Origin of the sequence: Pseudoxanthomonas sp. J31 (genome assembly GCF_000510725.1) — a bacterium.
GTDB lineage: Bacteria > Pseudomonadota > Gammaproteobacteria > Xanthomonadales > Xanthomonadaceae > Pseudoxanthomonas.
This window is the reverse complement of the sequence record NZ_AZNZ01000009.1, coordinates 1-23,644: the sequence shown is the minus strand read 5'-3', so window position 1 is coordinate 23,644 and position 23,644 is coordinate 1. Positions and strand designations below refer to the sequence as shown.

The 23,644-nt window shown below is 71.3% G+C and carries 21 protein-coding genes; 18 read left to right on the top strand and 3 right to left on the bottom strand.

Going from position 1 to position 23,644, the window contains the following annotated elements:
• Window positions 1-2: 2 nt before the first annotated feature.
• Window positions 3-1,133 (bottom strand): PilT/PilU family type 4a pilus ATPase, encoded by a 1,131-nt coding sequence (locus tag PSEJ31_RS0110660; protein ID WP_028915442.1) that lies wholly within the window; start codon window positions 1,131-1,133, stop codon window positions 3-5.
• Window positions 1,134-1,234: 101 nt separating this feature from the next.
• Here PSEJ31_RS0110660 and PSEJ31_RS0110655 point away from each other — a divergent pair, with 101 nt between their 5' ends.
• The 17 genes from PSEJ31_RS0110655 to PSEJ31_RS0110575 all read left to right on the top strand — a co-directional run bounded on the left by PSEJ31_RS0110655 (window position 1,235) and on the right by PSEJ31_RS0110575 (window position 21,521).
• Window positions 1,235-1,636 (top strand): DUF4398 domain-containing protein, encoded by a 402-nt coding sequence (locus PSEJ31_RS0110655; protein ID WP_019398590.1) that lies wholly within the window; start codon window positions 1,235-1,237, stop codon window positions 1,634-1,636.
• Window positions 1,633-2,526, top strand: coding sequence for an OmpA family protein (locus PSEJ31_RS0110650; protein WP_019398591.1), 894 nt, complete (start codon window positions 1,633-1,635; stop codon window positions 2,524-2,526). Before PSEJ31_RS0110655 ends, PSEJ31_RS0110650 begins: the two co-directional genes overlap by 4 nt.
• A gap of 391 nt (window positions 2,527-2,917) precedes the next feature.
• Window positions 2,918-3,133, top strand: coding sequence for a YdcH family protein (locus PSEJ31_RS0110645; protein ID WP_019398592.1), 216 nt, complete (start codon window positions 2,918-2,920; stop codon window positions 3,131-3,133).
• A gap of 183 nt (window positions 3,134-3,316) precedes the next feature.
• Window positions 3,317-4,693: a pyridoxal-phosphate dependent enzyme gene (locus PSEJ31_RS0110640; protein WP_028915441.1), complete on the top strand. Its 1,377-nt coding sequence runs from the start codon at window positions 3,317-3,319 to the stop codon at window positions 4,691-4,693.
• A gap of 95 nt (window positions 4,694-4,788) precedes the next feature.
• Window positions 4,789-5,970 carry a cystathionine gamma-synthase gene (locus PSEJ31_RS0110635; protein ID WP_019398594.1) on the top strand — a complete coding sequence of 394 codons (1,182 nt, stop codon included), beginning with the start codon at window positions 4,789-4,791 and terminating at the stop codon, window positions 5,968-5,970.
• Complete coding sequence (locus PSEJ31_RS0110630; protein ID WP_028915440.1) at window positions 5,967-6,818, top strand: ABC transporter permease; 852 nt, start codon at window positions 5,967-5,969, stop codon at window positions 6,816-6,818. The genes PSEJ31_RS0110635 and PSEJ31_RS0110630 overlap by 4 nt, the downstream gene beginning before the upstream one ends.
• Window positions 6,808-8,166, top strand: coding sequence for an ABC transporter ATP-binding protein (locus PSEJ31_RS0110625; RefSeq protein WP_026010720.1), 1,359 nt, complete (start codon window positions 6,808-6,810; stop codon window positions 8,164-8,166). Before PSEJ31_RS0110630 ends, PSEJ31_RS0110625 begins: the two co-directional genes overlap by 11 nt.
• Window positions 8,166-12,428, top strand: a complete 4,263-nt coding sequence (locus PSEJ31_RS16330) for a glycosyltransferase (RefSeq protein WP_051403721.1) — start codon at window positions 8,166-8,168, stop codon at window positions 12,426-12,428. The genes PSEJ31_RS0110625 and PSEJ31_RS16330 overlap by 1 nt, the downstream gene beginning before the upstream one ends.
• Window positions 12,425-13,453 (top strand): hypothetical protein, encoded by a 1,029-nt coding sequence (locus PSEJ31_RS0110615; protein WP_019399584.1) that lies wholly within the window; start codon window positions 12,425-12,427, stop codon window positions 13,451-13,453. The genes PSEJ31_RS16330 and PSEJ31_RS0110615 overlap by 4 nt, the downstream gene beginning before the upstream one ends.
• On the top strand, window positions 13,450-14,037 hold the full coding sequence (locus PSEJ31_RS0110610) for a D-sedoheptulose 7-phosphate isomerase (protein ID WP_019399583.1): 588 nt from the start codon (window positions 13,450-13,452) through the stop codon (window positions 14,035-14,037). Before PSEJ31_RS0110615 ends, PSEJ31_RS0110610 begins: the two co-directional genes overlap by 4 nt.
• On the top strand, window positions 14,027-14,734 hold the full coding sequence (locus tag PSEJ31_RS0110605) for a nucleotidyltransferase family protein (protein WP_019399582.1): 708 nt from the start codon (window positions 14,027-14,029) through the stop codon (window positions 14,732-14,734). The genes PSEJ31_RS0110610 and PSEJ31_RS0110605 overlap by 11 nt, the downstream gene beginning before the upstream one ends.
• Window positions 14,731-15,396, top strand: coding sequence for an HAD family hydrolase (locus tag PSEJ31_RS15980; protein WP_019399581.1), 666 nt, complete (start codon window positions 14,731-14,733; stop codon window positions 15,394-15,396). Before PSEJ31_RS0110605 ends, PSEJ31_RS15980 begins: the two co-directional genes overlap by 4 nt.
• A 202-nt stretch (window positions 15,397-15,598) precedes the next feature.
• Complete coding sequence (locus PSEJ31_RS0110595) at window positions 15,599-16,021, top strand: hypothetical protein (RefSeq protein WP_125111402.1); 423 nt, start codon at window positions 15,599-15,601, stop codon at window positions 16,019-16,021.
• Entirely contained in the window at window positions 16,018-18,111 is a 2,094-nt protein-coding gene (locus PSEJ31_RS0110590; protein WP_028915438.1) for a hypothetical protein, read from the top strand. The genes PSEJ31_RS0110595 and PSEJ31_RS0110590 overlap by 4 nt, the downstream gene beginning before the upstream one ends.
• Window positions 18,108-19,100: a glycosyltransferase family 2 protein gene (locus PSEJ31_RS0110585; RefSeq protein WP_028915437.1), complete on the top strand. Its 993-nt coding sequence runs from the start codon at window positions 18,108-18,110 to the stop codon at window positions 19,098-19,100. The genes PSEJ31_RS0110590 and PSEJ31_RS0110585 overlap by 4 nt, the downstream gene beginning before the upstream one ends.
• A 346-nt stretch (window positions 19,101-19,446) precedes the next feature.
• Entirely contained in the window at window positions 19,447-21,162 is a 1,716-nt protein-coding gene (locus PSEJ31_RS0110580; protein ID WP_028915436.1) for an LTA synthase family protein, read from the top strand.
• Entirely contained in the window at window positions 21,159-21,521 is a 363-nt protein-coding gene (locus PSEJ31_RS0110575; RefSeq protein ID WP_019399576.1) for a hypothetical protein, read from the top strand. The genes PSEJ31_RS0110580 and PSEJ31_RS0110575 overlap by 4 nt, the downstream gene beginning before the upstream one ends.
• A 15-nt stretch (window positions 21,522-21,536) precedes the next feature.
• Here PSEJ31_RS0110575 and PSEJ31_RS0110570 read toward each other — a convergent pair whose 3' ends face one another.
• The gene (locus tag PSEJ31_RS0110570; protein ID WP_019399575.1) at window positions 21,537-22,475 is read right to left on the bottom strand and encodes an electron transfer flavoprotein subunit alpha/FixB family protein; all 939 of its coding nucleotides are present in this window, start codon (window positions 22,473-22,475) and stop codon (window positions 21,537-21,539) included.
• A 61-nt stretch (window positions 22,476-22,536) separates the two neighbouring features.
• Window positions 22,537-23,283 carry an electron transfer flavoprotein subunit beta/FixA family protein gene (locus PSEJ31_RS0110565; protein ID WP_019399574.1) on the bottom strand — a complete coding sequence of 249 codons (747 nt, stop codon included), beginning with the start codon at window positions 23,281-23,283 and terminating at the stop codon, window positions 22,537-22,539.
• Between the two features lie 215 nt (window positions 23,284-23,498).
• Between PSEJ31_RS0110565 and PSEJ31_RS16920 the strand changes: the two genes are divergently transcribed.
• A partial coding sequence (locus tag PSEJ31_RS16920) for an NAD-dependent epimerase/dehydratase family protein (protein ID WP_156924943.1) occupies window positions 23,499-23,644 on the top strand: 146 nt, incomplete at its 3' end.

Below are 23,644 nucleotides of genomic sequence, written 5' to 3'. Positions count from 1 at the left end.
CTTCAGACGAAGCCGTGGCTGATGCCGGCGCTGGGCTGGTTGAGGTCGGCGTAGGGATCGTGCTCGCCCTCGGCGCCCTCGGACAGGCGGAACTTCAGCGCCAGGCCGTCGCGCGAGTCGGCCGCGCGCAGCGCTTCCTCCTGGTCGATCCGGCCCTGCTTGACCAGCCGGAACAGGCACTGGTCGAAGGTCTGCATGCCTTCCTCCAGCGAGGCCTCCATCGCCGCCTTGATCTCGTGCACCTGGCCGCGGCGCAGCAGGTCGCGGATCATCGGCGTGTTCAGCAGCACCTCGGTGGCCGGCAGGCGGCGCCCGTCCACGCCCTTGACCAGGCGCAGCGAAACAACCGCGCGCAGGTTCAGGGCCAGGTTCATCAGCACGTTCTTGTGCGCGCTCTCGGGGAAGAAGTTGAGGATGCGCTCGATGGTCTGGTCGGCGTTGTTGGAGTGCAGGGTGGCCAGGCACAGGTGGCCGGTCTCGGCGAACGCGATCGCTGCCTCCATGGTCTCCGCGTCGAGGATCTCGCCGATCAGGATCACGTCCGGCGCCTCGCGCATGGCGTTCTTCAGCGCGTTGTGGAAGGCGTGGGTGTCCAGGCCCACCTCGCGCTGGTTGACGATCGACTTCTTGTGCTTGTGCAGGTACTCGATCGGGTCCTCGATGGTGAGGATGTGTCCGGTCATGTTGCTGTTGCGGTAGTCGATCATCGACGCCAGCGAGGTCGACTTGCCCGAGCCGGTGGAGCCGACGATCAGCACCAGCCCGCGCGGGGTCATGATGATGTCCTTCAGCACCTCCGGCAGGTTCAGTTCCTCGATGGACGGGATCACGCTGCGGATCGCGCGGATCACCATGCCCACCTCGCCGCGCTGCTTGAACACGTTGACGCGGAAGCGGCCGGCGTCGGCCACGGCGATGGCCATGTTCAGCTCCAGGTCGCGCTCGAACTGCGGCACCTGGCCCTCGTCCATCAGGGAATAGGCGATCTTCTTGACCATGCCCGGCGGCAGCCCGGTGTTGCCGAGCGGGTAGAGCTTCCCTTCGATCTTGATGTAGACCGGCGCCCCGGTGGTCAGGAACATGTCCGAGGCATTCTTCTCGGTCATCAGCTTCAGGAAGTAGCCGATATCCATTAAGTGACGTTCCCCAATAGCAAGGTGCCCGGGCATCCATTTGCATGGACGCCTCCGGCTTCCGACAATGGCCGCGACCCCAAGGGACGCGACTTTCCCCGATGAACGATCCTAGCTTCGCATACTTCCGCAGGACCCTGTACGCGCTGGTATGCACTTTCGGGCTGGTTGTCACGGCCCAGGCGCAGACCGCCCTGCCGGCCGTGCAGCAGGCCGAGCGCGCGGTACTGGAGGCCCAGCAGGCCGACGCCGACCATTACGCCCCGGACCTGATCGAGGCCGCCCGCCAGGGGCTGATCGAGGCCCAGGCGCTGGCCGCCTCGCGCTCGCGCAGTGACCAGCGCAACGCCGAGGCCCGCGCCCGCCGGGTGGCGGCCGATGCCGACCTGGCCCGGGCCCGCAGCGAGCTGGCCAGGGCCGAGGCGGACGTGTTGCAGCGCCGGCAGGAGGTCGATGGCCTGCGCCGGCAGCTGGGCCTGGCCCGGCTGGAGGGCGCCGAATGAGCGCGCGCCGCCTGTCCGGTCCACTGGCCGCCTGCCTGCTGCTGGCCCTGGCCGCCCCCGCGCTGGCCGCCGAGGACGCCGACGCGGCGCGCCTGCGCGCGCGGCTGGAGGCGCTGCAGGCCGATCCGTCGCTGGCGCGGGGCGCCGGCCTGGAGCTGCTGCAGGCCCAGCAGGCGATTGCCGCCCTGGAGCAGGCCCGCCGCAGCGACCGCCCCGAGGCCCTGTACCTGGCCGAGCGCCGGGTCGAGATCGCCGAGACCATGGGCCGCGCCGCGGCCGCCCGCGGCGAGCTGGCGCGGCTGGAGTTGCAGCGCAGCGAACTGCTGGTGGAAGCCAGTCGGCGCGAGGTCGAGAGGGCCCGCCGCGAGGCCGAGCAGCTGCGCATCCAGGCCCAGATCCAGGCCGAGGAGGCCGAGCGCCTGCGCCTGGCCGCCGAGGCCGAGGCGCTGGCGCGCAGCGAGGCCGAGGCGGCGCTGGGCAAGGCCGCCGGCCGGCAGAGCGCGCAGGTGAGCGCGGCGCGGCGCAAGGAAGCCGAGCTGGCCCGCCAGGAGGCGGAGCTGGTGTCCGGAAAGAAGCTGCCGGCCTCGACCTTCGGCAGCCAGGGCGAGGTCTTCGTGCTGCCCGGCGCGGTCTTCGCCAGCGGCAAGTCCAGCCTCACCGCCGCCGGCAAGGACGCGGCGGAAGCGCTGGCCGCGTACCTGCAGATCGGTGCCCGGCGCTCGGTGCGCATCCGTGCCTGGGACAGCGACCCGAAGGTGGCGATGGCCCGCGCCTCGGCCCTGCGCGACGCCCTGGTGGCGGCCGGGGTGGACAAGGGCAGGATCAAGGCCGACGGCGTCAAGGATCCGGCCACCAGCAAGCGCGCGGCCGAGGTCACCGTGGCCCTCTGACTTCATTTAGGTTTGTAAAATCAATGGCTTGCAGCCGGCGTCTCGCCCTGGTGCGGGACGCCGGGTGGCGCGGTTAACACTTCCGGCGCCTTCACGCCGCGGCCCCTTGAAGGCCCCCGGGCTTGGGAGTAGGGTCGGAATCGAGCCGGCAGCACACCCCCGTGCCGCCGCTCAGATCCGGAGTACGCGCCGATGCTGCATTCCGCCGCTCCCGTCCCTGTCGAAGCCGGGCATCCGCCGCGGCGGCGGCTTGGGGAGCGGAAAATCCCGCATCTGCCATTCCGGCAATCCTGCGCCCTGGGCTCCCGGCCCGGGGCGTTTGTTTTTCCGGCGCCGGCCAGGACCGCCGGCAGTACGCCGTCAGGGACGTAACGACCCAGGAGGTGCACAGATGTTCGAAGGGCAATCGCAGGCCGAAATCGACGCGCTGATCAAGAGCAACCCCGAATTCAAGCAGCTCTACCAGCGACACCGGCTGCTGGACAAGAAGTGCATGCAGGCCGAACTCGGGGTGCTCCCCATCGACGACATGACCCTGGGGCAGATGAAGCGCGAGAAGCTTGCCGCCAAGGAGCGCCTGTTGCGCATCTACGAACGGTCGCACTGACCGCGATCTCCCGCGTTTCACCGCCGCGGGCGGTGGTGGCCTCCTCGTCGGCCACTGCCGCCCGCGCAATTCTTTCCGGCGCCGGTGCCGCCGCGATGCCCGCCGGCGCCCTTACCGGCGCCGGCGATCCGGCCGATAATCCGGGCTCCGCCGCGACGCGGCGCCCAGGAAACGGACCCGAGAATGGCCCTGCACGCTTCCGTGCTCGAACTCATCGGCCGCACCCCGATCGTCAAGGCGCGCCGCCTGGACACCGGCCCGTGCGAGCTCTACCTCAAGCTCGAGAACTTCAACCCCGGAGGCTCGATCAAGGACCGCATCGGCCTGTCGATGATCGAGGCGGCCGAGCGCCGCGGCGACCTCAAGCCAGGCGCCACCTTGGTCGAGGGCACCGCCGGCAACACCGGCCTGGGCCTGGCGCTGGTGGCCCAGCAGAAGGGTTACAAGCTGATCCTGGTGGTCCCGGACAAGATGAGCCGGGAGAAGATCTTCAACCTCAAGGCCATGGGCGCGGAGGTGGTGCTGACCCGCTCGGACGTGGGCAAGGGCCACCCGGAGTACTACCAGGACCTGGCCGCGCGGATCGCCGCCGAGACCCCGGGGGCGTACTTCATCAACCAGTTCGGCAACCCTGACAACCCGGCCGCGCACGAGTTCGGCACCGGCCCGGAGATCATCGAGCAGATGGCCGCGGCCGGTGGCTTAGACGCGATCGTGTTCGGCTGCGGCAGCTCCGGCACCATGACCGGCCTGTCGCGCTGCTTCGAGAAGCACGCCCCGCACGTGGAGATGGTGCTGGCCGACCCGGTCGGCTCGATCCTGGCCCAGTACATCAACGAGGGCGTGCTCAGCGACAAGTCCGGCAGCTGGCTGGTGGAGGGCATCGGCGAGGACTTCCTGCCCTCGATCTCCGACTTCAGCCGGGTGAAGAAGGCCTATGCCATCCCCGACGCGGAGAGCTTCCACACCGCGCGCGAACTGCTGGAGAAGGAGGGCATCCTCGGCGGCTCGTCCACCGGCACCCTGCTGGCCGCCGCGCTGCGCTACTGCCGCGAGCAGAGCCGGCCGAAGAAGGTCGTGGTGCTGGTGCCGGACACCGGCAACAAGTACCTGTCGAAGATGTACAACGACTACTGGATGCTGGACAACGGCTTCCTGGAGCGCCCGCACCACGGCGACCTGCGCGACCTGATCATGCGCCCGTACGCGCAGCGCGACACCGTGGTGGTCGCCCCGACCGACCTGCTGACCACCGCCTACCAGCGGATGAAGCTGTACGACGTGTCGCAGCTGCCGGTGATGGAAGGCGACCGCCTGGCCGGCATCATCGACGAGAGCGACGTGCTGCTGCACGTGTACGGCGACGAGGCGCGCTTCCGCGACCCGGTCTCGGTGGCCATGGTCACCAAGCTGGAGAAGCTGGACGTGAAGTCGCCGATCGAGGCCCTGCTGCCGGTGTTCGACCGCGGCCAGGTGGCGATCGTCATCGACGGCGACCGCTTCCTGGGCCTGGTCACCCGCATCGACCTGCTCAACTACCTGCGCCGGCGGGCGCAGTGAGGGCCGGGCGCCGGTTCCTGGCCGGGACGGGACCGGCGCCAAGGTTTGGTTAAGGGGCGGTTGCTAGAATCCGCGGCTACCTCGAGAGAGCCGCCATGCCCGACCACACCACCCGCGACGGCCTGTCCCCGGACGTTCACGCGTTCGCCACCCTGGCCATCCACGGTGGCCAGGCGCCCGATCCGTCCACCGGGGCGGTGATGCCGCCAATCTACGCCACCTCGACCTACGCGCAGTCCGCGCCGGGCGAGCACCAGGGCTTCGAGTACTCGCGCACCCACAACCCCACCCGGTTCGCCTGGGAGCGCTGCGTGGCCGCGCTGGAGGGTGGCAGCCGCGGCTTCGCCTTCGCCTCCGGCATGGCCGCCAGCTCCACCGTGCTGGAACTGCTGGACAGCGGCGACCACGTGGTCGCCATGGACGACCTCTACGGCGGCAGCTACCGCCTGTTCGAGCGCGTGCGCCGGCGCAGCGCGGCGCTGGACTTCAGCTTCGTCGACCTGGCCGACCTGGACGCGTTCGCCGCGGCGATCACCCCGCGCACGCGCATGGTCTGGATCGAGACCCCGACCAACCCGATGCTCAAGCTGGTGGACATCGCCGCGGTGGCGGAGATCGCCCATCGCCACGGCCTGCTGGTGGTGGTCGACAACACCTTCGCCTCGCCGGCGCTGCAGCGTCCGCTGCAGCTGGGTGCGGACCTGGTCCTGCACTCGGCCACCAAGTACCTCAACGGCCATTCGGACATGGTCGGCGGCGTGGTGGTTGCCGCCAGCGACGAGCTGGGCGAGCGCATGGCCTTCCTGCAGAACTCGGTCGGCGCGGTGCAGGGGCCGTTCGACAGCTTCCTGGCCCTGCGCGGCGCCAAGACCCTGCCGCTGCGCATGCGCGCGCACTGCGAAAACGCCCTGGCGCTGGCGCAGTGGCTGCAGTCGCACCCGAAGGTGGAAAAGGTCATTTACCCGGGCCTGGAATCGCACCCGCAGCACGCCCTGGCGGCGCGGCAGATGTCCGGCTTTGGCGGCATCGTCTCGGTGGTGCTCAAGGGCGGCTTCGAGGCCGCCAGCCGCTTCTGCTCGCGTACCCGGCTGTTCACCCTGGCCGAATCGCTGGGCGGGGTGGAAAGCCTGCTCAACCACCCGGCGGTGATGACCCACGCCTCGGTCCCGCCGGAGCGCCGCGCGCGCCTGGGCATCAGCGATTCGCTGGTGCGCCTGAGCGTGGGCATCGAGGACGTCGGCGACCTGCGGCGCGACCTGGAGGAGGCGCTCCGATGAGCCCCTGGCATGCCGTCGGGGCCCGGCTCCCGACGGCGCGTCTCCTCAACCCGCTCGCGCCCTACCTCGGTTTCGCCGCCCACGGCCGGCTGATCCTGGACCTGGTGCGGCGCGACGTGGCCGGGCGCTACCGCGGCGCCATGGGCGGCAAGTTGTGGGCCTTCCTCACCCCGCTGCTGATGCTGGCGGTCTACTCGTTCGTTTTTGGCTACATCTTCCAGGCGCGCTGGACCGCGGCGCAGACCGGGAACGTCGCCTTCCCGATCGTGCTGTTCGTTGGCCTGATCTTCGCCAACTTCTTCACCGAGTGCCTCAACCGCGCGCCGGCCTTGGTGGTGTCCAACCCCAACTACGTCAAGAAGGTGGTGTTCCCGCTGGACGTGCTGGCCTGGGTGGCGGTTGGCACCTCGCTGTTCCACGCCTGCGTCGGCGTGGCGGTGCTGCTGCTGGCGATGGTGGCCACCGGCACCCACCTGCCGGCCACCGCGCTGCTGCTGCCGCTGGTGTTCGTGCTGTTCGTGCCGATGGTGGCCGGCCTGACCTGGTTCCTCGCGGCCATGGGCGTTTACTTCCGCGACCTGCTGCAGTTCGTCACCGTGCTGTCCACCGCGCTGGTGTTCCTGGCGCCGATCTTCTACCCGCGCACCATGCTCCCGGAGGAATACCGCTGGGTGCTGCTGCTCAATCCGCTGAGCTACATCGTGGAAACGGCGCACAACCTGCTGCTGTGGGGGCGGCTGCCCGACTGGAGGCTGGCGCTGGCCTACCTGGTCGTGGCGCTGGCCACGGCGTGGCTGGGCTGGCTGGCGTTCCAGCTCACCAGGAAGGGTTTCGCCGATGTCATCTGACGCGAACCTTTCCATCCGGGCCGATGGCGTGTCCAAGTGCTACGCCATCTACGACCGTCCGGCCGACCGCCTGCGGCAGATGCTGGCCTCGGGCATGGCGCGCCTGACCCGCGGCAGCCCGCGTCGCTACTACAGCGAGTTCTGGGCGCTGCGCGACGTCTCGCTGCAGGTGCGCAAGGGCGAGTGCGTGGCCCTGATCGGGCGCAACGGCTCCGGCAAGTCCACCCTCCTGCAGATCATCACCGGCACCCTGGCCCCGACCTCGGGGCGGATCGCGGTGGACGGGCGGGTGGCCGCGCTGCTGGAGCTGGGCTCGGGCTTCAACCCGGAGTTCACCGGCCTGGAGAACGTCTACCTCAACGCCTCGCTGCTGGGCATGCGCCGCGAGGAGGTCGACGCCAAGCTCGACGACATCCTCGCCTTCGCCGACATCGGCGAGTTCGTGCGCCAGCCGGTGAAGACCTACTCCAGCGGCATGGTCGTGCGCCTGGCCTTCGCGGTGCAGGCGCAGATCGACCCGGACGTGCTGATCGTGGACGAGGCGCTGGCCGTGGGCGACGCCCGCTTCCAGGCCAAGTGCTTCGCGCGCCTGAAGGCGCTACGCGAGCGCGGCACCTCGATCCTGCTGGTGACCCATTCCACCGAGCAGGTGGTCACCCATTGCGACCGCGCGGTGCTGCTCGACCGCGGCCACAAGCTGGACGAAGGCGAGCCGCGGCCGATCGTCAACCGCTACCTGGACCTGCTCTACGGGCGCAAGCCCGCCGCTGCCGCCGGCGGCGCGGCGGAGGCCGCCCCGGCGGCCGGCACCGGACGCGAGGCGGGCCTGCCGGAGCAGCTGCAGGCGCTGGACCCGGAATTCGCCACCCGCGCCGATCCGCTGTTCGCCACCCGCCCGCTGTACAACCCGTACGAGCACCGTTGGGGTGACCGCCGCGCCGAGATCACCGACTTCGCCGTGTTCGCCGCGGGCGAGACCTACCCGCAGCAGGTGCGCGCCCGCACCCGGGTCGACTGCTACGTGCGCTACCGCCTGCACGCGCCGGTGGTGCGGCCGATCTTCGGCATCACCCTCAAGACCAAGGAGGGGCTGACGGTGTACGGCACCAACAGCGAGATGGCCGGGATGGGCGACGCGCTGGCGGCCGGCGACGGCGTGGTCGCGTGCAGCTTCGAACTCAACTGCGCGCCGGGCGACTACTTCCTTTCCTTCGGCATCGCCAGCCGCGACGGCAATGGCGAGGTGGTGCCGCACGACCGCCGCTATGACTCGGTCCACCTGTGCGTCGAGTCGTCCGACGCGTTCCTGGGTATCACCGATCTGAAGGCCGAACTCCAGGTCCTATGATGAATCACGAGAATCCGGTCCCTCCGTCCTACGCGCGCGACGAGGCGAGCGGGCTGTGGATGCGCGAGGGAACGCCCGTCTCCTGGGGTTACAGCGACGGAGACCAGGTGGAGCAGGCGCTTTTGCAGGCAGTGGAAGCCTGCACGGACCGCTCGGCGCTGTCGCCCGAGCTGGCCCGCAGGATCCACGACTGGCCGACGATGTACTACTTCAGCCCGCGCCGCGCCAACCTGCTGCGCCCATTCGCCGGCCTGCTGCGCGGACGGGTGCTGGAGATCGGCGCCGGCTGCGGCGCGGTCACCCGCTACCTGGGCGAGACCGCGGCCGAGGTCGTGGCGCTGGAGCCCTCGGCGCAGCGCGCACGGGTGGCCGCGGCGCGCTGCCGCGGGCTGGCGTCGGTGAAGGTGGTGGTGGACGAGCTGGAATCGTTCGCCCGGACCGGCGAGACCTTCGACGCGATCACCCTCATTGGCGTGCTCGAGTACGCCCACCGCTTCTGCGAGCGCCCGGACGCGGCGCTGCACTGGCTGCGGCTGGCCAGGGGCATGCTGCGCCCGGGCGGCGCGCTGCTGCTGGCCATCGAGAACAAGCTGGGCCTGAAGTACTTCGCCGGTGCGCCCGAGGACCACCTGGGCCGGCCCATGCTCGGCATCGGCGACCTGTACGAGGCCCATGGCCCGCGCACCTGGGGCCGCGCCGAACTGGAGGCGATGCTGCACCAGGCCGGTTTCGCGCGCACCGGCTTCGCCGTGCCGCTGCCGGACTACAAGCTGCCCAGCTCGGTGTTGCTGTCCGAGGGCGACGACGCCATGCCCGGGTTCGACGGCGGCGCGGCGCTGGCCGAGGCATCGGTCGCGCGCGACGCCAGCCTGGAGGGCCTGCCCCTGTTCCCGCTCGACCGCACCTGGCGGGTGCTGGCCGAGAACGGCCTGCTGGTGGACATGGCCAATTCGTTCCTCGTGGTGGCCCGGGTCGACGCCCAGGGGCATGTGTACGGCGACGACAACGCCGACCGATCCGCGTACCACTATTCGGTCGACCGCCGCCCGGCCTACTGCAAGGAGGCGGCCTTCGTCCGCGCAGCGGAAGGCCCGATGGTGGTGCGCCGCGCGCTGGCCCCGGACGCCGGTGAGGACGGCGCGCCGTTGCGCTTCCACCCGGCCAGCGAGCCGTACGTGGCCGGCGAAGCGTGGAGCTCTTCGCTCTACCGGCGGCTGCGGCGCGACGGTTGGCGCGCGGCGGACTGCGGCGACTGGCTGCAAGGCTGGATGGAGCAGGTATGCGCATCCGCCGGCGTGGCCGGCAGCAGCGCCGCGCACTGGAATGCCGACCTGGTGCTGCCCGGCAGCAGCATCGACCTGCTCCCGCACAACCTGATCCTGGCCGGCGACGGCACGGCGCGCTTCATCGACCATGAATGGGCGCGCGAGGGTGGGGTGCCGCTCGGCTACCTCGTGTTCCGTGGCCTGTTCGAGACCCTGTCCGCCTGCCCGCCGGTGGCGCGGCCGCACGACGAGGGCGAGCTTTCGTTCCTGGCCTTCATCACCCGGTTGATGGCCACCGCCGGCGCGGGCTTCGAACTTTCCGCGCAGCGGCTGCAGGCCTACCTGGAGCTGGAGTCCGGCTTCCAGCGCGCCGTGGCCGGCCGCGAGGGCACCACGCGCGCGGAACTGGAGGCGGCGCGGTTGCACCGCGCGCCGTTCGCGACGGTGGAGGGCGCCGCCGGCGCCGCGGTCGAACGCGCCCTTGCCCAGGGCGCCGACCTGGAACACCTGCGCTGCGTCTATGCCCAGCTGGAAGCCGACCACGAGAAGGTCGCAGCCTGGGCGCACTCGCTGGACAAAGCGCTGGCCGACAGGGAGCGCGAGCTCCAGGGCAGCGGGGAACTGCGGCACCACGCGGAAGAGCTGGAGGCCGGCAACCGCGAGCTGCAAGCGCGGACCACCAAGCTGCAGGCGCGGCTGGACGAGGCGCAGGTGCGTGCCGCCGAGCTGCAGGCGCGTGCCGCGGAACTGCAGGCGCGCAGCTGCGATGCCGAACAGCACCTGCAGCGCGTGCGCGAGCTGGAGCAGCAGCTGGCGGTGATCACCCGCTCGCGCTCCTGGCGCATCACCAGGCCGCTGCGCCTGGCCGGGCGCTTGCTGCATGGCGACTGGGACTCCGTGGCTGCCTCCCTGCGCGGCCGCGGCCTGGCTTCGCATCCGCTGCTGGCGCCGCTGGCCGCTCCCGCCCGCCGCTGGCTGCAGGCCAGGCTCGAGCGCCAGCGCGCCTCCGCCTTCGTGGTTCCCGCCGTCAAGGACGTGGAGCGCCTGCTCGACGGCCTGGTGGTGCCGCAGTTCGAGGCGCCCAGGGTCTCGGTGGTGATCCCGGCCTACGGCAACCTGGGCTACACCGCCGCGGCGGTGCGCTCGATCGTCGAGTCGGCGCCGCGCGTGCCCTACGAGATCATCGTCGCCGAGGACGCCTCCGGCGACACCGAGATCGGACGCCTGGCCGGGGTGCCGGGGCTGCGCTACCACGAGCATCCGCAGAACCTCGGTTTCATCCGTTCCTGCAACGCCGCGGCCGAACTGGCGCGCGGCGAGTACGTGTGCTTCCTCAACAACGACACCCAGGTGATGCCCGGCTGGCTGGACGGCCTGCTGGACGTGTTCGCCGACCATCCGGACGCCGGCATGGCCGGCTCGCGCCTGGTGTACCCCGATGGCCGCCTGCAGGAGGCCGGCGGCATCGTCTGGCGCGACGGCTCGGCCTGGAACTACGGCCGCCTGCGCGACCCGGGCGAGCACGAGTTCAACTATGTGCGCCCGGCCGACTACTGCTCCGGCGCGAGCATCCTGTTGCCGCTGGCCCTGTTCCGCGAGCTGGGCGGGTTCGACGAGCACTATTGCCCGGCGTACTGCGAGGACTCGGACCTGGCGTTCAAGGTGCGGCAGTCCGGGCGCGAGGTCTACTACACCCCGTTCTCCACCGTGGTGCACTTCGAGGGCATCTCCCACGGCACCGACACCTCCGGTGGCGTGAAGGCCTACCAGGTCGCCAACCAGGAGAAGCTGCGCCGGCGCTGGGAGGCGGAACTGGCGGCGCACTACCCCAACGGCGAGCAGGTGATGCGGGCGCGCGACCGCGCCTGGGGCCGCAAGGTCGTGCTGATCGTCGACCACTACGTGCCGCAGCCGGACCGCGACGCCGGCTCGCGCACGATGGTGGCCTTCATCGATTCCCTGCTGGCCGCCGGCTGGGTGGTCAAGTTCTGGCCGGACAACCTGCACCAGGATCCGGTGTATACGCCGCCGCTGCAGCGGCGCGGGGTGGAGGTGATCTACGGCAGCCGGCGCATGGGCGGCTTCGCCGACTACCTGCGCGAGTGCGGGGCCGGGCTGGACGCGGTGCTGCTGTCGCGGCCGCACATCTCGCTGCCCTACCTGCAGGCGCTGCGCAAGCAGGCGCCGGGGGTGCCGGTGGCCTATTACGGGCACGACCTGCATTTCCGCCGCCTGGCGCGCGAGGCGGACGTGGCCGGGCGCGATGACCTGCGCCACGAGGCGCGCCGCATCGAGGCGCTGGAACGGCAACTGTGGCAGGGGGCGGACATCGTCCTCTACCCGTCGCAGGAGGAGGCCGACGAGGTCGCGGCGCTGGCGCCCGGAACCCCGGTCCGCGCCATCTCGCCGTATGCCTTCGACCACTTCGTCGACGACGCCGAGCCGGACGGGCGTTCGGGGCTGGTGTTCGTCGCCGGCTTCGCGCATTCGCCCAACGTCGACGCCGCGCTGTGGCTGGTCCAGGAAGTGATGCCGCGGCTGTGGCGCGAACATCCGCAGCTGACGCTGTCGCTGGTCGGCTCCAATCCCACCGACGTGGTCAAGGGCCTGGCCGGGCGCCAGGTCGAGGTCACCGGCTACGTGAGCGACGCCGAACTTTGCCGCCGCTACCGCCAGGCGCGGGTGGCGGTGGTGCCGCTGCGCTACGGCGCCGGGGTGAAGGGCAAGGTGGTGGAGGCGCTGCAGAACGGATTGCCGCTGGCGACGACCTCCGTGGGTGCCCAGGGCCTGCCGGGCCTGGAACAGGTGGCCGCCGTGGCCGACGACGCCGTGGAACTGGCCGAGGCCATCGCCCGCCTGCTGGCCGACGACGGCCTGTGGCGCCGGCGCTCGCGCGAGGGCGCGCGCCTGGCCCGTTCGCTGTTCTCGCGCCAGGCGCTGACCGCGCAGCTGCTGGACGCGCTTTCGACCAATCGCGACAAGGAAAACCGGGCATGATCATCCGTTCCCGCGCGCCGCTGCGCCTGGGCCTGGCCGGCGGTGGCACCGACGTCTCGCCGTACAGCGAGCAGCACGGTGGTTTCGTCATGAACGTCACCATCGACAAGTTCGCGTACGCCACCCTCGACCGTTCCCCGACCGGCAAGCTCGAACTGCATGCGCTCGACGCCGGTTCGGTGCAGGTGCTCGACCCGGAGGAGGTGGACCGCTCGCCGGGCCCGCAGCAGCTGATGCGCGGCGTGTACCTGCACGTGGCCGACCGCCTGCTCGGCGGGCGCCGCCCGGCGCTGCGCATCCGCGCGCATTCGGACGCCCCGCCCGGATCCGGCCTGGGCTCGTCCTCGACCATGGTCGTGGCCCTGGTCACCGCGTTCAACGAGTATTTCAGCCTGGCCCTGGGCGAGTACGAGATCGCGCAGATCGCCTATGACATCGAGCGCAAGGACCTGGCCCTGGCCGGCGGCAAGCAGGACCAGTACGCGGCGGCGTTCGGTGGCTTCAACTTCATGGAGTTCTACGCCGGCGACCGGGTCATCGTGAACCCGCTGCGGATCAAGGAATGGATCTGGAACGAGCTGGAGGCCAGCCTGGTGCTGTACTTCACCGGCGTGTCGCGGGCCTCGGCCAAGATCATCGACGAGCAGTCGCGCAACATCCGGGAGGGCCGCACCGATTCGCTGGAGGCGATGCACCGGCTCAAGCAGGAGGCGGTGCAGATGAAGGAGGCGCTGCTGCGCGGCGACCTGGCGCGCTTCGCCCAGGTCATGCAGTCCGGCTGGGAAGCCAAGAAGCAGAGCGCATCCAGCATCACCAACCCGATGATCGACGAACTGGAGGCGCTGGCCTTCGCCAACGGCGCCCTCGCCACCAAGGTCTCCGGCGCCGGCGGCGGCGGCTTCATGATGTTCGTGTGCGACCCGGCCGAACGCGTGCGCCTGGTGCGCGCGCTGTCCGGCGCCGGCGGCACCGTCTACGACACCCACTTCACTCCGCACGGAGCGTCCTCATGGAAAATCGGTTGAATACCTTCGTCCAGGCGGAGTTCGACAAGACCCTGGCCAACTTCAACGCGATGGCCGCCGACGCGCGGCTGCGCGAGCAGATCGCGCAGGCGGTGCGGCTGTGCGTCGACGCCCTGCGCGCAGGCAGGAAGCTGCTGTTCGCCGGCAACGGCGGCAGCGCCGCCGACGCCCAGCACTGGGCCGGCGAACTGGTCAGCCGCTTCTACTACGACCGCCCGGGCCTGCCGGCGATCGCGCTGACCACCGACACCTCGATCCTCACCGCGATCGGCAACGACTACGGCTACGACTACACCTTCGCCCGCCAGGTCGAGGCGCTGGGCCAGGAGGGCGACGTGTTCATCGCCATCTCCACCTCCGGGCGCTCGAAGAACATCCTGCGCGCGCTCGACGCGGCCGAGGCCAAGGGCGTGAAGGTGATCGGCTTCACTGGCGCGGGCGGCGGCGACATGGCCGGCCGTTGCGACGTCTGCTTCCAGGTCCCATCGAACGAGACCCCGCGCATCCAGGAAGGCCACGAGTTCATCGGCCACCTGCTGTGCGCCCTGATCGAGTCGGAGATCTTCCCCAAAGATGGCCGCTGAGGAAGCGATCGTCCTGGTCGGCGGCCTCGGCACGCGCCTGCGTGCGGTGGTCAGCGACGTGCCCAAGCCGCTGGCCCCGGTGGCCGGCCGCCCGTTCCTGGCCTGGCTGCTGGACGCCTATGCGGCGGCCGGGCTGCGCCGGGTGATCCTCGCCACGGGCTATCGCGCCGCGCAGGTCGAGGACGCGGTCGGGCGCCGCTGGCAGGGCATGGAGATCGCCTATTCGGTGGAGGACGCGCCGCTGGGCACCGGCGGCGCCATCCGCCAAGCGCTGGCCCTGGCCCAGGGCGACGGCGTGCACCTGGCCAATGGCGACACCTTCCTGCGCTACGACCCGGCCGCGCTGGAAGCGGCCACCCGCGGGCACGGCTGCGCGCTGGGCATCGCCCTGGCGGCGGTGGACGACGTAGGGCGCTACGGCGCGGTCGAAGTGGCCGGCGGGCGCGTGGTCGGCTTCCGCGAGAAGGGTGGCGCCGGGCCTGGCCTGATCAACGCCGGCAGCTATTTCCTGGACGCGGCCGCGTTCGCGCGGCTGCCCGCGCCGCAGGGCGCCTGGTCGTTCGAGGAGCTGGTGCTGCGGCCATGGAGCGAGTCCGGCCAGGTGGCCGCGTTCGAGCGCACCGCGGATTTCATCGACATCGGCGTGCCGGAGGACTACGTCCGCGCCCAGCACCTGTTCCGGGAAGGCGCGGCGTGAGCGGGGTCCGCGAGCCCGTGGTGACGGTGCCGCCGGAAGCGGCGGGGCTGGTCGGTGGCGGGCCGCACCGGGCGCTGTTCCTGGACCGCGACGGCGTGGTCAACGTCGACCACGGCTACGTGCATACCCCCGGGCGCACCGAGTGGGTCCCCGGGATCTTCGAGCTGGCGCGCGCCGCGCGCGCGGCCGGCTACGTGCTCGTGGTGGCCACCAACCAGGCCGGCATCGCCCGCGGCTACTACGACGAGGAGCAGTTCCGCGCCTACACGCGCTGGGTGCACGCGCGCTTCGCCGAGGAGGGCGCGCCGCTGCTGGCGACCTATTACTGCCCGCACCACCCGGAGGCGGGGCAGGGCGCGTACAAGGTGGCCTGCGCCTGCCGCAAGCCGGAGCCGGGGATGCTGCTGGAGGCCATTGGCCGGCACGGGCTGGATCCGGCCGGGTCGGTGATGGTCGGCGACACGCCCAAGGACATGGAGGCGGCCGCGGCTGCGGGGGTCGTCCGCCGGTTCCTGCTGTGCGGCCCCGGGGCGGAGCCGGGCGAGCGTGCGGCGGGGATCGCGGTCGCCAGCCTGGACGAGGTTGCCAGGACGCTGGTGGCCGGCGCCGGGGAGGCCGCTCCGGCGGCCGGCCGTCACGGTTCGCGCGCGCCGCTGGCGTGAAAGCTTGAAGTGCATGGGCAATGCCCGGATCATCGGCGCCCGATGCGGCCGGTCGTCGCCAGGCACGGGCCCGGCGGACCGCGCGACGCAAAGCGGCTTGCCATCCATGGATCCGCCGACAGTGCCGGTGGAGTAACGAGGTTCGAATTGCCTGCGGGAATCCCGCGGGTCTTTTCCTGAAAGGCGAGTCCGGTAACACATGATGCGAACTGCCATCGTTGGCACCCTGGCGGTGCTGGCCCTCCCGCTCCTGTCCGCCTGCGGGCGGATCGAGCCGGTGCAGGACGGCGTGCCCCCCCATCCGACCTCGGTGGAGAACGAGGATGCCGTGCTCAGCGTCGAGCCCGGCGCCGTCGGCGCCTGCGAGGGCCAGCGGGTCGCGGCGCGGATCGCGTGGAAGGTGAAGGATCCGGCGGTGCAGTCGGTCCTGGTCCAGGTGCGCGGCGACGATGGCGGGCGCAAGGTGTTCGCCTCAGGCGCGGCGCAGGGCGAGGCGGAAACCGGGCAGTGGGTCGCCGGGGGCACGCGCTTCCATCTGGTCGATGCCGACAGCCGCCGGGACCTCGCCGCCTTCGAGGTCGCGGGCCTGGCCTGCCTCGGACCGACTGACGGAGCAATGGAATGAACCAGCAGGTGTTGCGGTCCGGCCTGCGCGGGGGGGCGGAGTTCCTCCTCGTGCTGTTCTTCGTGGTCGTCGGCTATGCCGCATGGCGGAAGGGCCTGTTCCCGGCCAGCGCCAATGGCTACCTCGGTGGCTACCTGCAGGCGGCGCTCGCCGCCGCGGCCGGGGCACTGCTCGTCAACCTCGTGGCCGCCCGTTCCGGGCGCCCGGGCGGGGCAGCGCTGGTGCTCGGCTTCCTCGCGGTGCTGGGCGTGGCCTACTACTGCGGGCTTTCCGCGCTTGCCGCGGCGGCCCTGCTGCTGGCCGTGTCCTGGGGCGTCGGCAGCCTGTTCCACACCGGCTCCGGGTCCGATCCCTGGCTGACCAGCCTGGTCGGCCTCGCGGTGGTCGCGGCGGTGGTCGGCTGGCTGCTGCCGTTCCAGGTGCACGACGGCCGCATCCACCTGGCCGCGGCGGTGCTGCTGGTCGCCTGGCGCCGGGAAGCGGTCCTCGAGCAGGCCCGTGCGGTGGCTGCCGGGTTCGGCCAGCTGCGCCGCCAGCACCCGTGGTGGAGCTCGCTGCTGGCGGGCGTCGCCGGCTTCGCCTCGATCGCGCTGTGGTTGCCGAGCCTCAACTACGACGACAACGCCGCCCACCTGGGCATGGTCGGCCAGCTGCTGGAGGGCGGCTATTACCGGCTGGACGTCTCCAGCCAGGTCTGGGCGGTCGCGCCCTGGGCCAACAACGTCCTGCATTCCCTCGCCGCCCTGCTGGCGGGCCAGGAGTCGCGGGCCTCGATGGGCCTGCTGTGGCTGTTGCTCGGCATCTCCGGCGCCTACCGCCTGGCCCTGGCGCTGGACGGGCGCCGCGAGGTCGCGCTGGCCGCGGCGGCGGTATTCGCCTCGCACCCGCTGACGGTTTATTTCGGCTCGACCATGCAGGTCGACGGCTGCGTGGCCGCGGTGGTGCTGCACCTGGCGGCGCTGCTCGCCGGCAGGTGCGACCTGTCGCGCGGCGCGCTGGCGATCGGCGCGCTGTTCGGCCTGCTGGCCGGGCTGAAGGCGTCGAACGTGGTCTATGCCCTGCCGGCGCTGGCCTGGATCGGCTGGCAGGCGCTGCGGCACCGGCAGTGGTGGGGGCTGGCCAGGCTGGTGGTCGCCGCCAGCGTGGTGGGCGGGAGCAGCTATTTCTACGCTTTGCTCGTCACCGGCAACCCGGTGTTCCCGCTGTTCAACTCGATCTTCCAGTCGCCGTACATGCCGCCGGTCGACTTCCTCGATGCGCGCTGGCGCGCGGGCATCGACGCCTCGCTCCTGTGGGACCTGACCTTCCACAGCCCGCGCTTCGGCGAGCACGCCCCCGGTGCGGCCGGACTGGCGTTCCTGGTGCTGCTGCCGGGTTGCATCTACGCCATGTCCTGCTCGCGTGCCGCCTGCGCCGTGGGCCTGTGGGCGCTGGCCTCCGGCCTGCTGCTGTTCGCCCAGCTGCAGTACCTGCGCTACGTCTTCCCGGCGCTGGCCCTGCTGGGCACGGTCGGCGTGGTGGGCGCCGCCGGCTGCCTCCGCCGGGCCGGCTTCGCGGCCGGCATCCCGCTGCTGGCCGCGGCCAACCTGGCGCTGGTGCCCACCACGATCTGGATCTTCAAGGAGAACCCGTGGCAGGCGCTGCTGCTCGAGGGCAGGGGCGCCAGGACGCAGCTGGTCGCGGAGATGATCCCGCAGCGCGCGCTGATCGAGCGCTACTTGGCGCGGGATCCGGATACCTGCGTGCTCAATTCCGACACCAGCGCGCCGTTCGTCGCCGGCGGCAAGGGGCGCGCGCACTCGATGGCCTGGTACGACCAGCGCCTGAAGCTGGCCAAGGAGTGGGCCGACGAGGACCCCAGTGGCGAACGCTGGCGCGAAGTGCTCAGGGCCACCGGCACCTCCGGCATCGTGGTGCCGGCCGAGGCCAGTCCCGGCCAGCGCGCGGCGATGCAGGCACTGGGCTACGTCCCGGTCGACCGGGAGCGCGGGGTCGAACTGTGGTCGCTGCCCGGCAACCGCCAGGGCGAATGCCGCCTCGGCGCAGTACGCGACCAGGCCAGGCGGATCCTCCAGAGGAACAACCGATGAAACCGACCGATTCCTCGCCGCCCAGCGTGGCGGTGGTGATCCCCAGCTACAAGGTGACGCGCCATATCCTGCAGGTCATCGCCGCGATCGACAACGACGTCGACCACATCATCGTCGTCGACGATGCCTGCCCGGAGGGGTCCGGCAAGCTGGTGGAATCTGGCTGCAGCGACCCGCGGGTGTGCGTGGTCTACCACGCGCAGAACCAGGGCGTGGGCGGCGCGGTCCTGACCGGCTACCAGCGCGCGCTGGAGCTGGGCGCGGACATCATCGTCAAGATCGACGGCGACGGGCAGATGGATCCGGCGCTGCTGCCCAACTTCGTCGCCCCGATCGCCGCGCTGGAGGCCGACTACACCAAGGGCAACCGCTTCTACGACCTGCGCAACATCGGCCGGATGCCCGCGATCCGGCTGTTCGGCAACGCGGTGCTGTCGTTCATGGCCAAGGTCTCCACCGGCTACTGGGACCTGTTCGACCCGACCAACGGCTACACTGCCATTTCCGCCCGGGTCGCGGCGCTGCTGCCGTTCGAGCGGATCAGCCGCCGCTATTTCTTCGAGACCGACCTGCTGTTCCGGCTCGGGACCTTCCGCGCGGTCGTGGTCGACATCCCGATGGACGCCCGCTACGGCGACGAGGTGAGCAACCTCAGGATCGGCAAGGTGCTCACCGAGTTCCTGCTCAAGCACGGCCGCAACTTCTTCAAGCGGGTGTTCTACAGCTACTTCCTGCGCGACATGTCGCTGGCGTCGCTGGAGCTGCTGGCCGGCTGCGCGCTGGTGCTGTTCGGCGCCGTGTTCGGCCTCTACCACTGGGGGCTGTCGGTCTCGACCGGCGCGCCCGCCAGTACCGGCACCGTGATGCTGGCCGCCCTCCCGCTGCTGGTCGGCCTGCAGCTGCTGCTGGCATTCCTGGCCTATGACATCGCCTCCGTGCCGCGCAAGGTACTGAGCGGCCGCCTGGGGCGCAGGTTGCGCGGCCACTAGCCCGGCGCAGTGGACCTCCCGCCGCCCCGGTCCGTGCCGTGGCGGCTCCGGCGCCCGGGTTTTGCCGGGATTGGCCGTTCCCGGCCCTTTCCCGGCAGCGCCGGCGCCGGGTGCTAGACTGCCCCCTGCCAGTTGTCAGCCCCGGGGGGGCGGTAGCTGGATCCGTCGGCCCTCGCCGACGGGTCCGGGAGGGGCAAGTGGAAAGATTCCCGACATCGGAAATCGCGGTCCGGCGCCAGCCGGATGGCCCGGTGGCATGAGGCAGGCGTTGCCTGTTGCGGTCCCGGCAAGCGACGCGTGGCAGGGGCGGGTACCCCGGCACTGGCTGTGCGCGTGCCTCGGGTTAGTGCTGTACGTGCCGCTGCTGTGGGGCATGGACCGCTGGGTCCTGGGCGTGGCGGCCAGCGCCTATCGCACCCCGGCGGCGATGCTGCTCAACGCCGCGGTCGCGGTGCCGTTCGTGCTGGTGCTGTGGAGCCTGAGCCGGCGCCTGCTGTCCTCGCTGCTGCTGGTCCTGCTGCTGCAGGTGCTGTTGTACAAGGTGTCGGCGGTGAAGCTGCAGGTGCTGGGCGCGCCGCTGGCGCTGCAGGACTTCTATTTCCTGACCAGCTTCAACCGCGCCAGCCTGGAGCTGCTCGGCTCCTACCTCGAGGATGCCGCGGCCGTCTGGGCCTGGACCGGCGGCGGGGCCTTGCTGCTGGCCCTGGCCTTCTGGGCCGAGCGGCCGTGGATGGGCCGCGCCCGCCTGGCCAGGGTGGTGGTCTTCGGCGCCGGCGCGGCGCTGGTGGCCGCGCTGTACCTGGCAGCCTGGCCATGGACCGCGTTCTATACCCGGGACGCCGTGCGGCCCTCGCCGCTGGGGCCGGGGCCGGGCGCACTCCACGCCGGGCTGATGAGCAGCCTGGTGTTCAAGCACCTGGACCTTTCCAACGCCGTGCATGCGGTGGACGAGGCGGCTTTGCGCGCGCTGCTGGAGGCCACCGCTGAGGAGCGCGCGGGCATCGTGCCGGCGCAGGCCGGCGCGGAGGCATTGCCGGACATCGTGGTGATCCTCAGCGAGTCGTTCATGGATCCGCGGATCCTGGCCGGCATGGACCAGGTCGCCGACCCGATTCCCGCCACCCGCGCGCTGCTGGAGCGGGGCGCGGGCGGGCCGATGCGGGTGCCGACCTACGGTGGCGGCACCGTGCGCACCGAGTTCGAGGTGCTGACCGGGATGCCGGTCAGCGCCTTCCCCTCGGTGATGTATCCCTACGTGGACATGGCCAGGCCGCGGATGCCCGGACTGCCTGCATTGCTGCGCGACCTCGGCTACGCCACGGTGGCGGTGCACGGCAATTCCGGCGCGTTCTGGAACCGCACCGATACCTTCCGCGCCATGGGCATCCAGCGCTTCCTGACCGAGAAGGCATTCCGCGGGCAGGGCGTGCGCGACGGCGTCTGGTACTCCGACGCCTCGATGACCGACCTGGTGCTGCAGGAGCTTGAGGCGGCCGACGCGCCGCTGTTCGTGGCGGCCATCAGCATCGAGAACCACGGCCCTTACGAAAGCGAGGCCCCGGTTCGCGATGCCGCCGCCAAGGAGGCGGTGCCGGTGCCCGACGTCCTGCCGGCGCGCGCTGCCGGCAGCCTGCGCAACTACCTCTACCACCTGGGCAACGCCGACCGCGAACTGGAGCGCCTGCTACGGCGGATGGAGCAGCGCGGGCGTCCGTTCGTGGTGGTGTTCTTCGGCGACCACCTGCCGGCCCTGCCGGAGGTCTACAACACCTTGCAGTTCGCCGACGGCGGCCAGGCGGAGGAGCAGATGGTGCCGTGGCTGGTCGTGGGCGACGGCGGGCGCCGGGCCGGGGCGCGGCCGTTGCACTCCTGGGAGCTGGCGGCCGAAGCGCTGGAAGTGGCCGGGCTGGCCGGGGACCCGTACTTCGACCTGGTGCGGGTGGCTGGGCGCAGGTTGGCCGCGCTGCCGCCCGATTCGCCGGAGGCGGATGAACTGCGCCGCGGCGTGGAGGCCGCGGCGGTGGCGCGCATGCAGGGCCGGTTCGAGGAGTTCCTGCGATGAGCGCGCGCCTGCGTGGCTGCATCGGCGGGGCGTTGCTGGCCGCTGCGACGGCGGCCGCGGCCTGGCTCAACGTCGACCATGGCAGCGCGCGGCTGGTGCTGGAGCCCGGCCGGGTCGGCGCCTGCACCACGCCGGCGGCCACCGCGGTGGAGTGGGACGCCGGCAAGGCCGGCGAGGGAGGCGTGCGGCTGGAGGTCAACAACCTCGGCAAGCCGCCCAAGCTGTGGGTGCTGGAGGGCCCGCGCGGCCGCGCCGAGGCCGGGGCCTGGGCGCACGACGGCTACACAGTGACCCTGCGGACCGCCGGCGGCCGCCTGCTTGCCCGGCGCACCCTGGCCACCGAACCGTGCAGCCCGTAGGCCCGGGTGCGGCCCTCAGAGGGCCGCTTCCAGCTCCGGCAGGATGGTGAAGAGGTCACCCACCAGGCCGATGTCGGCGATCTCGAAGATCGGCGCTTCCGGGTCCTTGTTGATGGCCACGATGGTGCCGGCGTCCTTGATGCCGGTCAGGTGCTGGATCGCGCCGGAAATGCCGATGGCCACGTACAGCTCCGGGGCGATGATCTTGCCGGTCTGGCCGACCTGCATCTCGTTCGGGCAGTAGCCGGCGTCCACCGCCGCGCGCGAGGCGCCCACCGCCGCGCCGAGCTTGTCGGCCAGCGAGTAGATGTGGCGGAAGTTCTCCTCCGAGCCGACGCCGCGGCCGCCGGAGACGACCCGGCGCGCGGACTGCAGGTCCGGGCGGTCGGAAGCACCGGCGGCCAGGCCCACGTAGCGGGTATGCGAGGGCAGGGCGGCCTCGACCTGCACCGCCTCCACCGGGGCGCTGTTGCCGCCGGCGGCCTGCGGCCAGGAGGCGGTGCGTACGGTGGCGACCACGACCTGCCCGGCCGGGGCCTCGACGGTGACGATGGCGTTGCCGGCGTAGATCGGGCGCTTGAAGGTGTACTCGCCCTCCACCGCCATCAGGTCGGAGACCTGGTTGACGCCCAGCAGGGCGGCGACCACCGGCATCAGGTCCTTGCCGAAGGTGGTCGAGGGGCCGAACACGTGGCTGTAGCCGGCGGCCAGCTTCGCCACCTGCGGGCCCAGCACCTGGGCGATGGCCTGGGCATTGGCCGGGTTGGCCACGGCGAGCACGCGGGTCACGCCGGCGATCTGCGCGGCCTCGGCCGCGACCGCCGCAGGGTCGGCGGCCAGCACGAGCACGTCGATGGCCTCCGGGTTCAGCGCCTGTGCGGCGCTGACGGTGCGCGCGGTGGCGGGGTTGAGCTTGCCGTCCAGGTGTTCGGCGACGACGAGGATCTTGGACATTGGAGCGTTCTCCGGAATCAGGGGGCCGCACGGCGCGGGGCGCCCGGCGCGGCCGGGAGGATCAGAGCAGGCCCTTGGCCTTGAGCGTGGCGACCAGTTCGGCCGCGTCCTTGACCATCACGCCGCGGCTGCGCTTGGGCGGCGGGGCGTAGGCGGTGGTCTTCAGCTCCGGGCCGGCGTCCACGCCGAGGTCGGCCAGCTGCAGGGTCTCCAGCGGCTTGCTCTTGGCCTTCATGATGTCCGGCAGCTTGATGAAGCGCGGTTCGTTCAGGCGCAGGTCGGTGGTCACCACCGCCGGCAGGTCCACTTCCAGGGTCTCCAGGCCGGCGTCGACCTCGCGGGTCACCGTGGCCTTGCCATCGGCCACTTCCAGCTTGCTGGCGAAGGTGGCCTGCGGGCGGCCCCACAGGGTGGCCAGCATCTGGCCGGTCTGGTTGGCGTCGTCGTCGATCGCCTGCTTGCCCAGGATCACCAGGTCCGGCTGCTCCTTCTCCACCAGCTTCAGCAGGGTGCGGGCGGCCGCCAGCGGCTGCACCGGCTGGTCGGTGACCACGTGGATGGCGCGGTTGGCGCCCATCGCCAGGCCGTTGCGCAGGTGCGCCTGGGCGTCGGCCGGAGCGATCGTGGCCACCACCACCTCGGTGGCGATGCCCTTGTCGCGCAGGCGCAGGGCCTCCTCGAGCGCGATCTCGTCGAACGGGTTGGGCGAGAGCTTGACGCCCTCGGTCACCACGCCGGAGCCGTCCGGCTTGACCTGGATGCGGACGTTGTAGTCCACCACGCGCTTGTAGGCGACGAGGATCTTCATCGTTTGCGGAATCCTTGAGCTGGAACGGGAACGGCCCGGTTCGCGGCGGCCAATCCGGGGCGGAGTCACCGATTCTACCGGGCCCGGGGCCACCATGCGATCACGTATGGTGGCCGGGCGGCCCGCTCCGATCCACCTGAACAGCTCCGATTCAAGGGGCATCGGTATGCTTGCCGGCTCGGGCGCGAAAAGCGCCAATGAACAGGAGAATCGGCTTGGCCACTTGGCTCGTCACCGGCGGTGCCGGTTTCATCGGCGGCAATTTCGTCCTGGAGGCCGTGGCCCGCGGGGTGCGGGTGGTCAACCTGGACGCGCTGACCTACGCCGGCAACCTCGACACCCTGGCCTCGCTGCAGGGCAA

Excerpts from the sequence above, each read along its gene's own strand:
- PSEJ31_RS0110615 (WP_019399584.1), top strand. The coding sequence starts at position 12,425 with ATGATCATCCGTTCCCGCGCGCCGCTGCGCCTGGGCCTGGCCGGCGGT.
- PSEJ31_RS0110645 (WP_019398592.1), top strand. The coding sequence starts at position 2,918 with ATGTTCGAAGGGCAATCGCAGGCCGAAATCGACGCGCTGATCAAGAGC.
- PSEJ31_RS0110655 (WP_019398590.1), top strand. The coding sequence starts at position 1,235 with ATGAACGATCCTAGCTTCGCATACTTCCGCAGGACCCTGTACGCGCTG.
- PSEJ31_RS0110585 (WP_028915437.1), top strand. The coding sequence starts at position 18,108 with ATGAAACCGACCGATTCCTCGCCGCCCAGCGTGGCGGTGGTGATCCCC.
- PSEJ31_RS0110660 (WP_028915442.1), bottom strand. The coding sequence starts at position 1,133 with ATGGATATCGGCTACTTCCTGAAGCTGATGACCGAGAAGAATGCCTCG.
- PSEJ31_RS0110625 (WP_026010720.1), top strand. The coding sequence starts at position 6,808 with ATGTCATCTGACGCGAACCTTTCCATCCGGGCCGATGGCGTGTCCAAG.
- PSEJ31_RS0110650 (WP_019398591.1), top strand. The coding sequence starts at position 1,633 with ATGAGCGCGCGCCGCCTGTCCGGTCCACTGGCCGCCTGCCTGCTGCTG.
- PSEJ31_RS0110590 (WP_028915438.1), top strand. The coding sequence starts at position 16,018 with ATGAACCAGCAGGTGTTGCGGTCCGGCCTGCGCGGGGGGGCGGAGTTC.
- PSEJ31_RS0110570 (WP_019399575.1), bottom strand. The coding sequence starts at position 22,475 with ATGTCCAAGATCCTCGTCGTCGCCGAACACCTGGACGGCAAGCTCAAC.
- PSEJ31_RS0110595 (WP_125111402.1), top strand. The coding sequence starts at position 15,599 with ATGCGAACTGCCATCGTTGGCACCCTGGCGGTGCTGGCCCTCCCGCTC.
- PSEJ31_RS0110635 (WP_019398594.1), top strand. The coding sequence starts at position 4,789 with ATGCCCGACCACACCACCCGCGACGGCCTGTCCCCGGACGTTCACGCG.
- PSEJ31_RS0110575 (WP_019399576.1), top strand. The coding sequence starts at position 21,159 with ATGAGCGCGCGCCTGCGTGGCTGCATCGGCGGGGCGTTGCTGGCCGCT.
- PSEJ31_RS0110605 (WP_019399582.1), top strand. The coding sequence starts at position 14,027 with ATGGCCGCTGAGGAAGCGATCGTCCTGGTCGGCGGCCTCGGCACGCGC.
- PSEJ31_RS0110630 (WP_028915440.1), top strand. The coding sequence starts at position 5,967 with ATGAGCCCCTGGCATGCCGTCGGGGCCCGGCTCCCGACGGCGCGTCTC.
- PSEJ31_RS0110640 (WP_028915441.1), top strand. The coding sequence starts at position 3,317 with ATGGCCCTGCACGCTTCCGTGCTCGAACTCATCGGCCGCACCCCGATC.
- PSEJ31_RS0110565 (WP_019399574.1), bottom strand. The coding sequence starts at position 23,283 with ATGAAGATCCTCGTCGCCTACAAGCGCGTGGTGGACTACAACGTCCGC.
- PSEJ31_RS16330 (WP_051403721.1), top strand. The coding sequence starts at position 8,166 with ATGAATCACGAGAATCCGGTCCCTCCGTCCTACGCGCGCGACGAGGCG.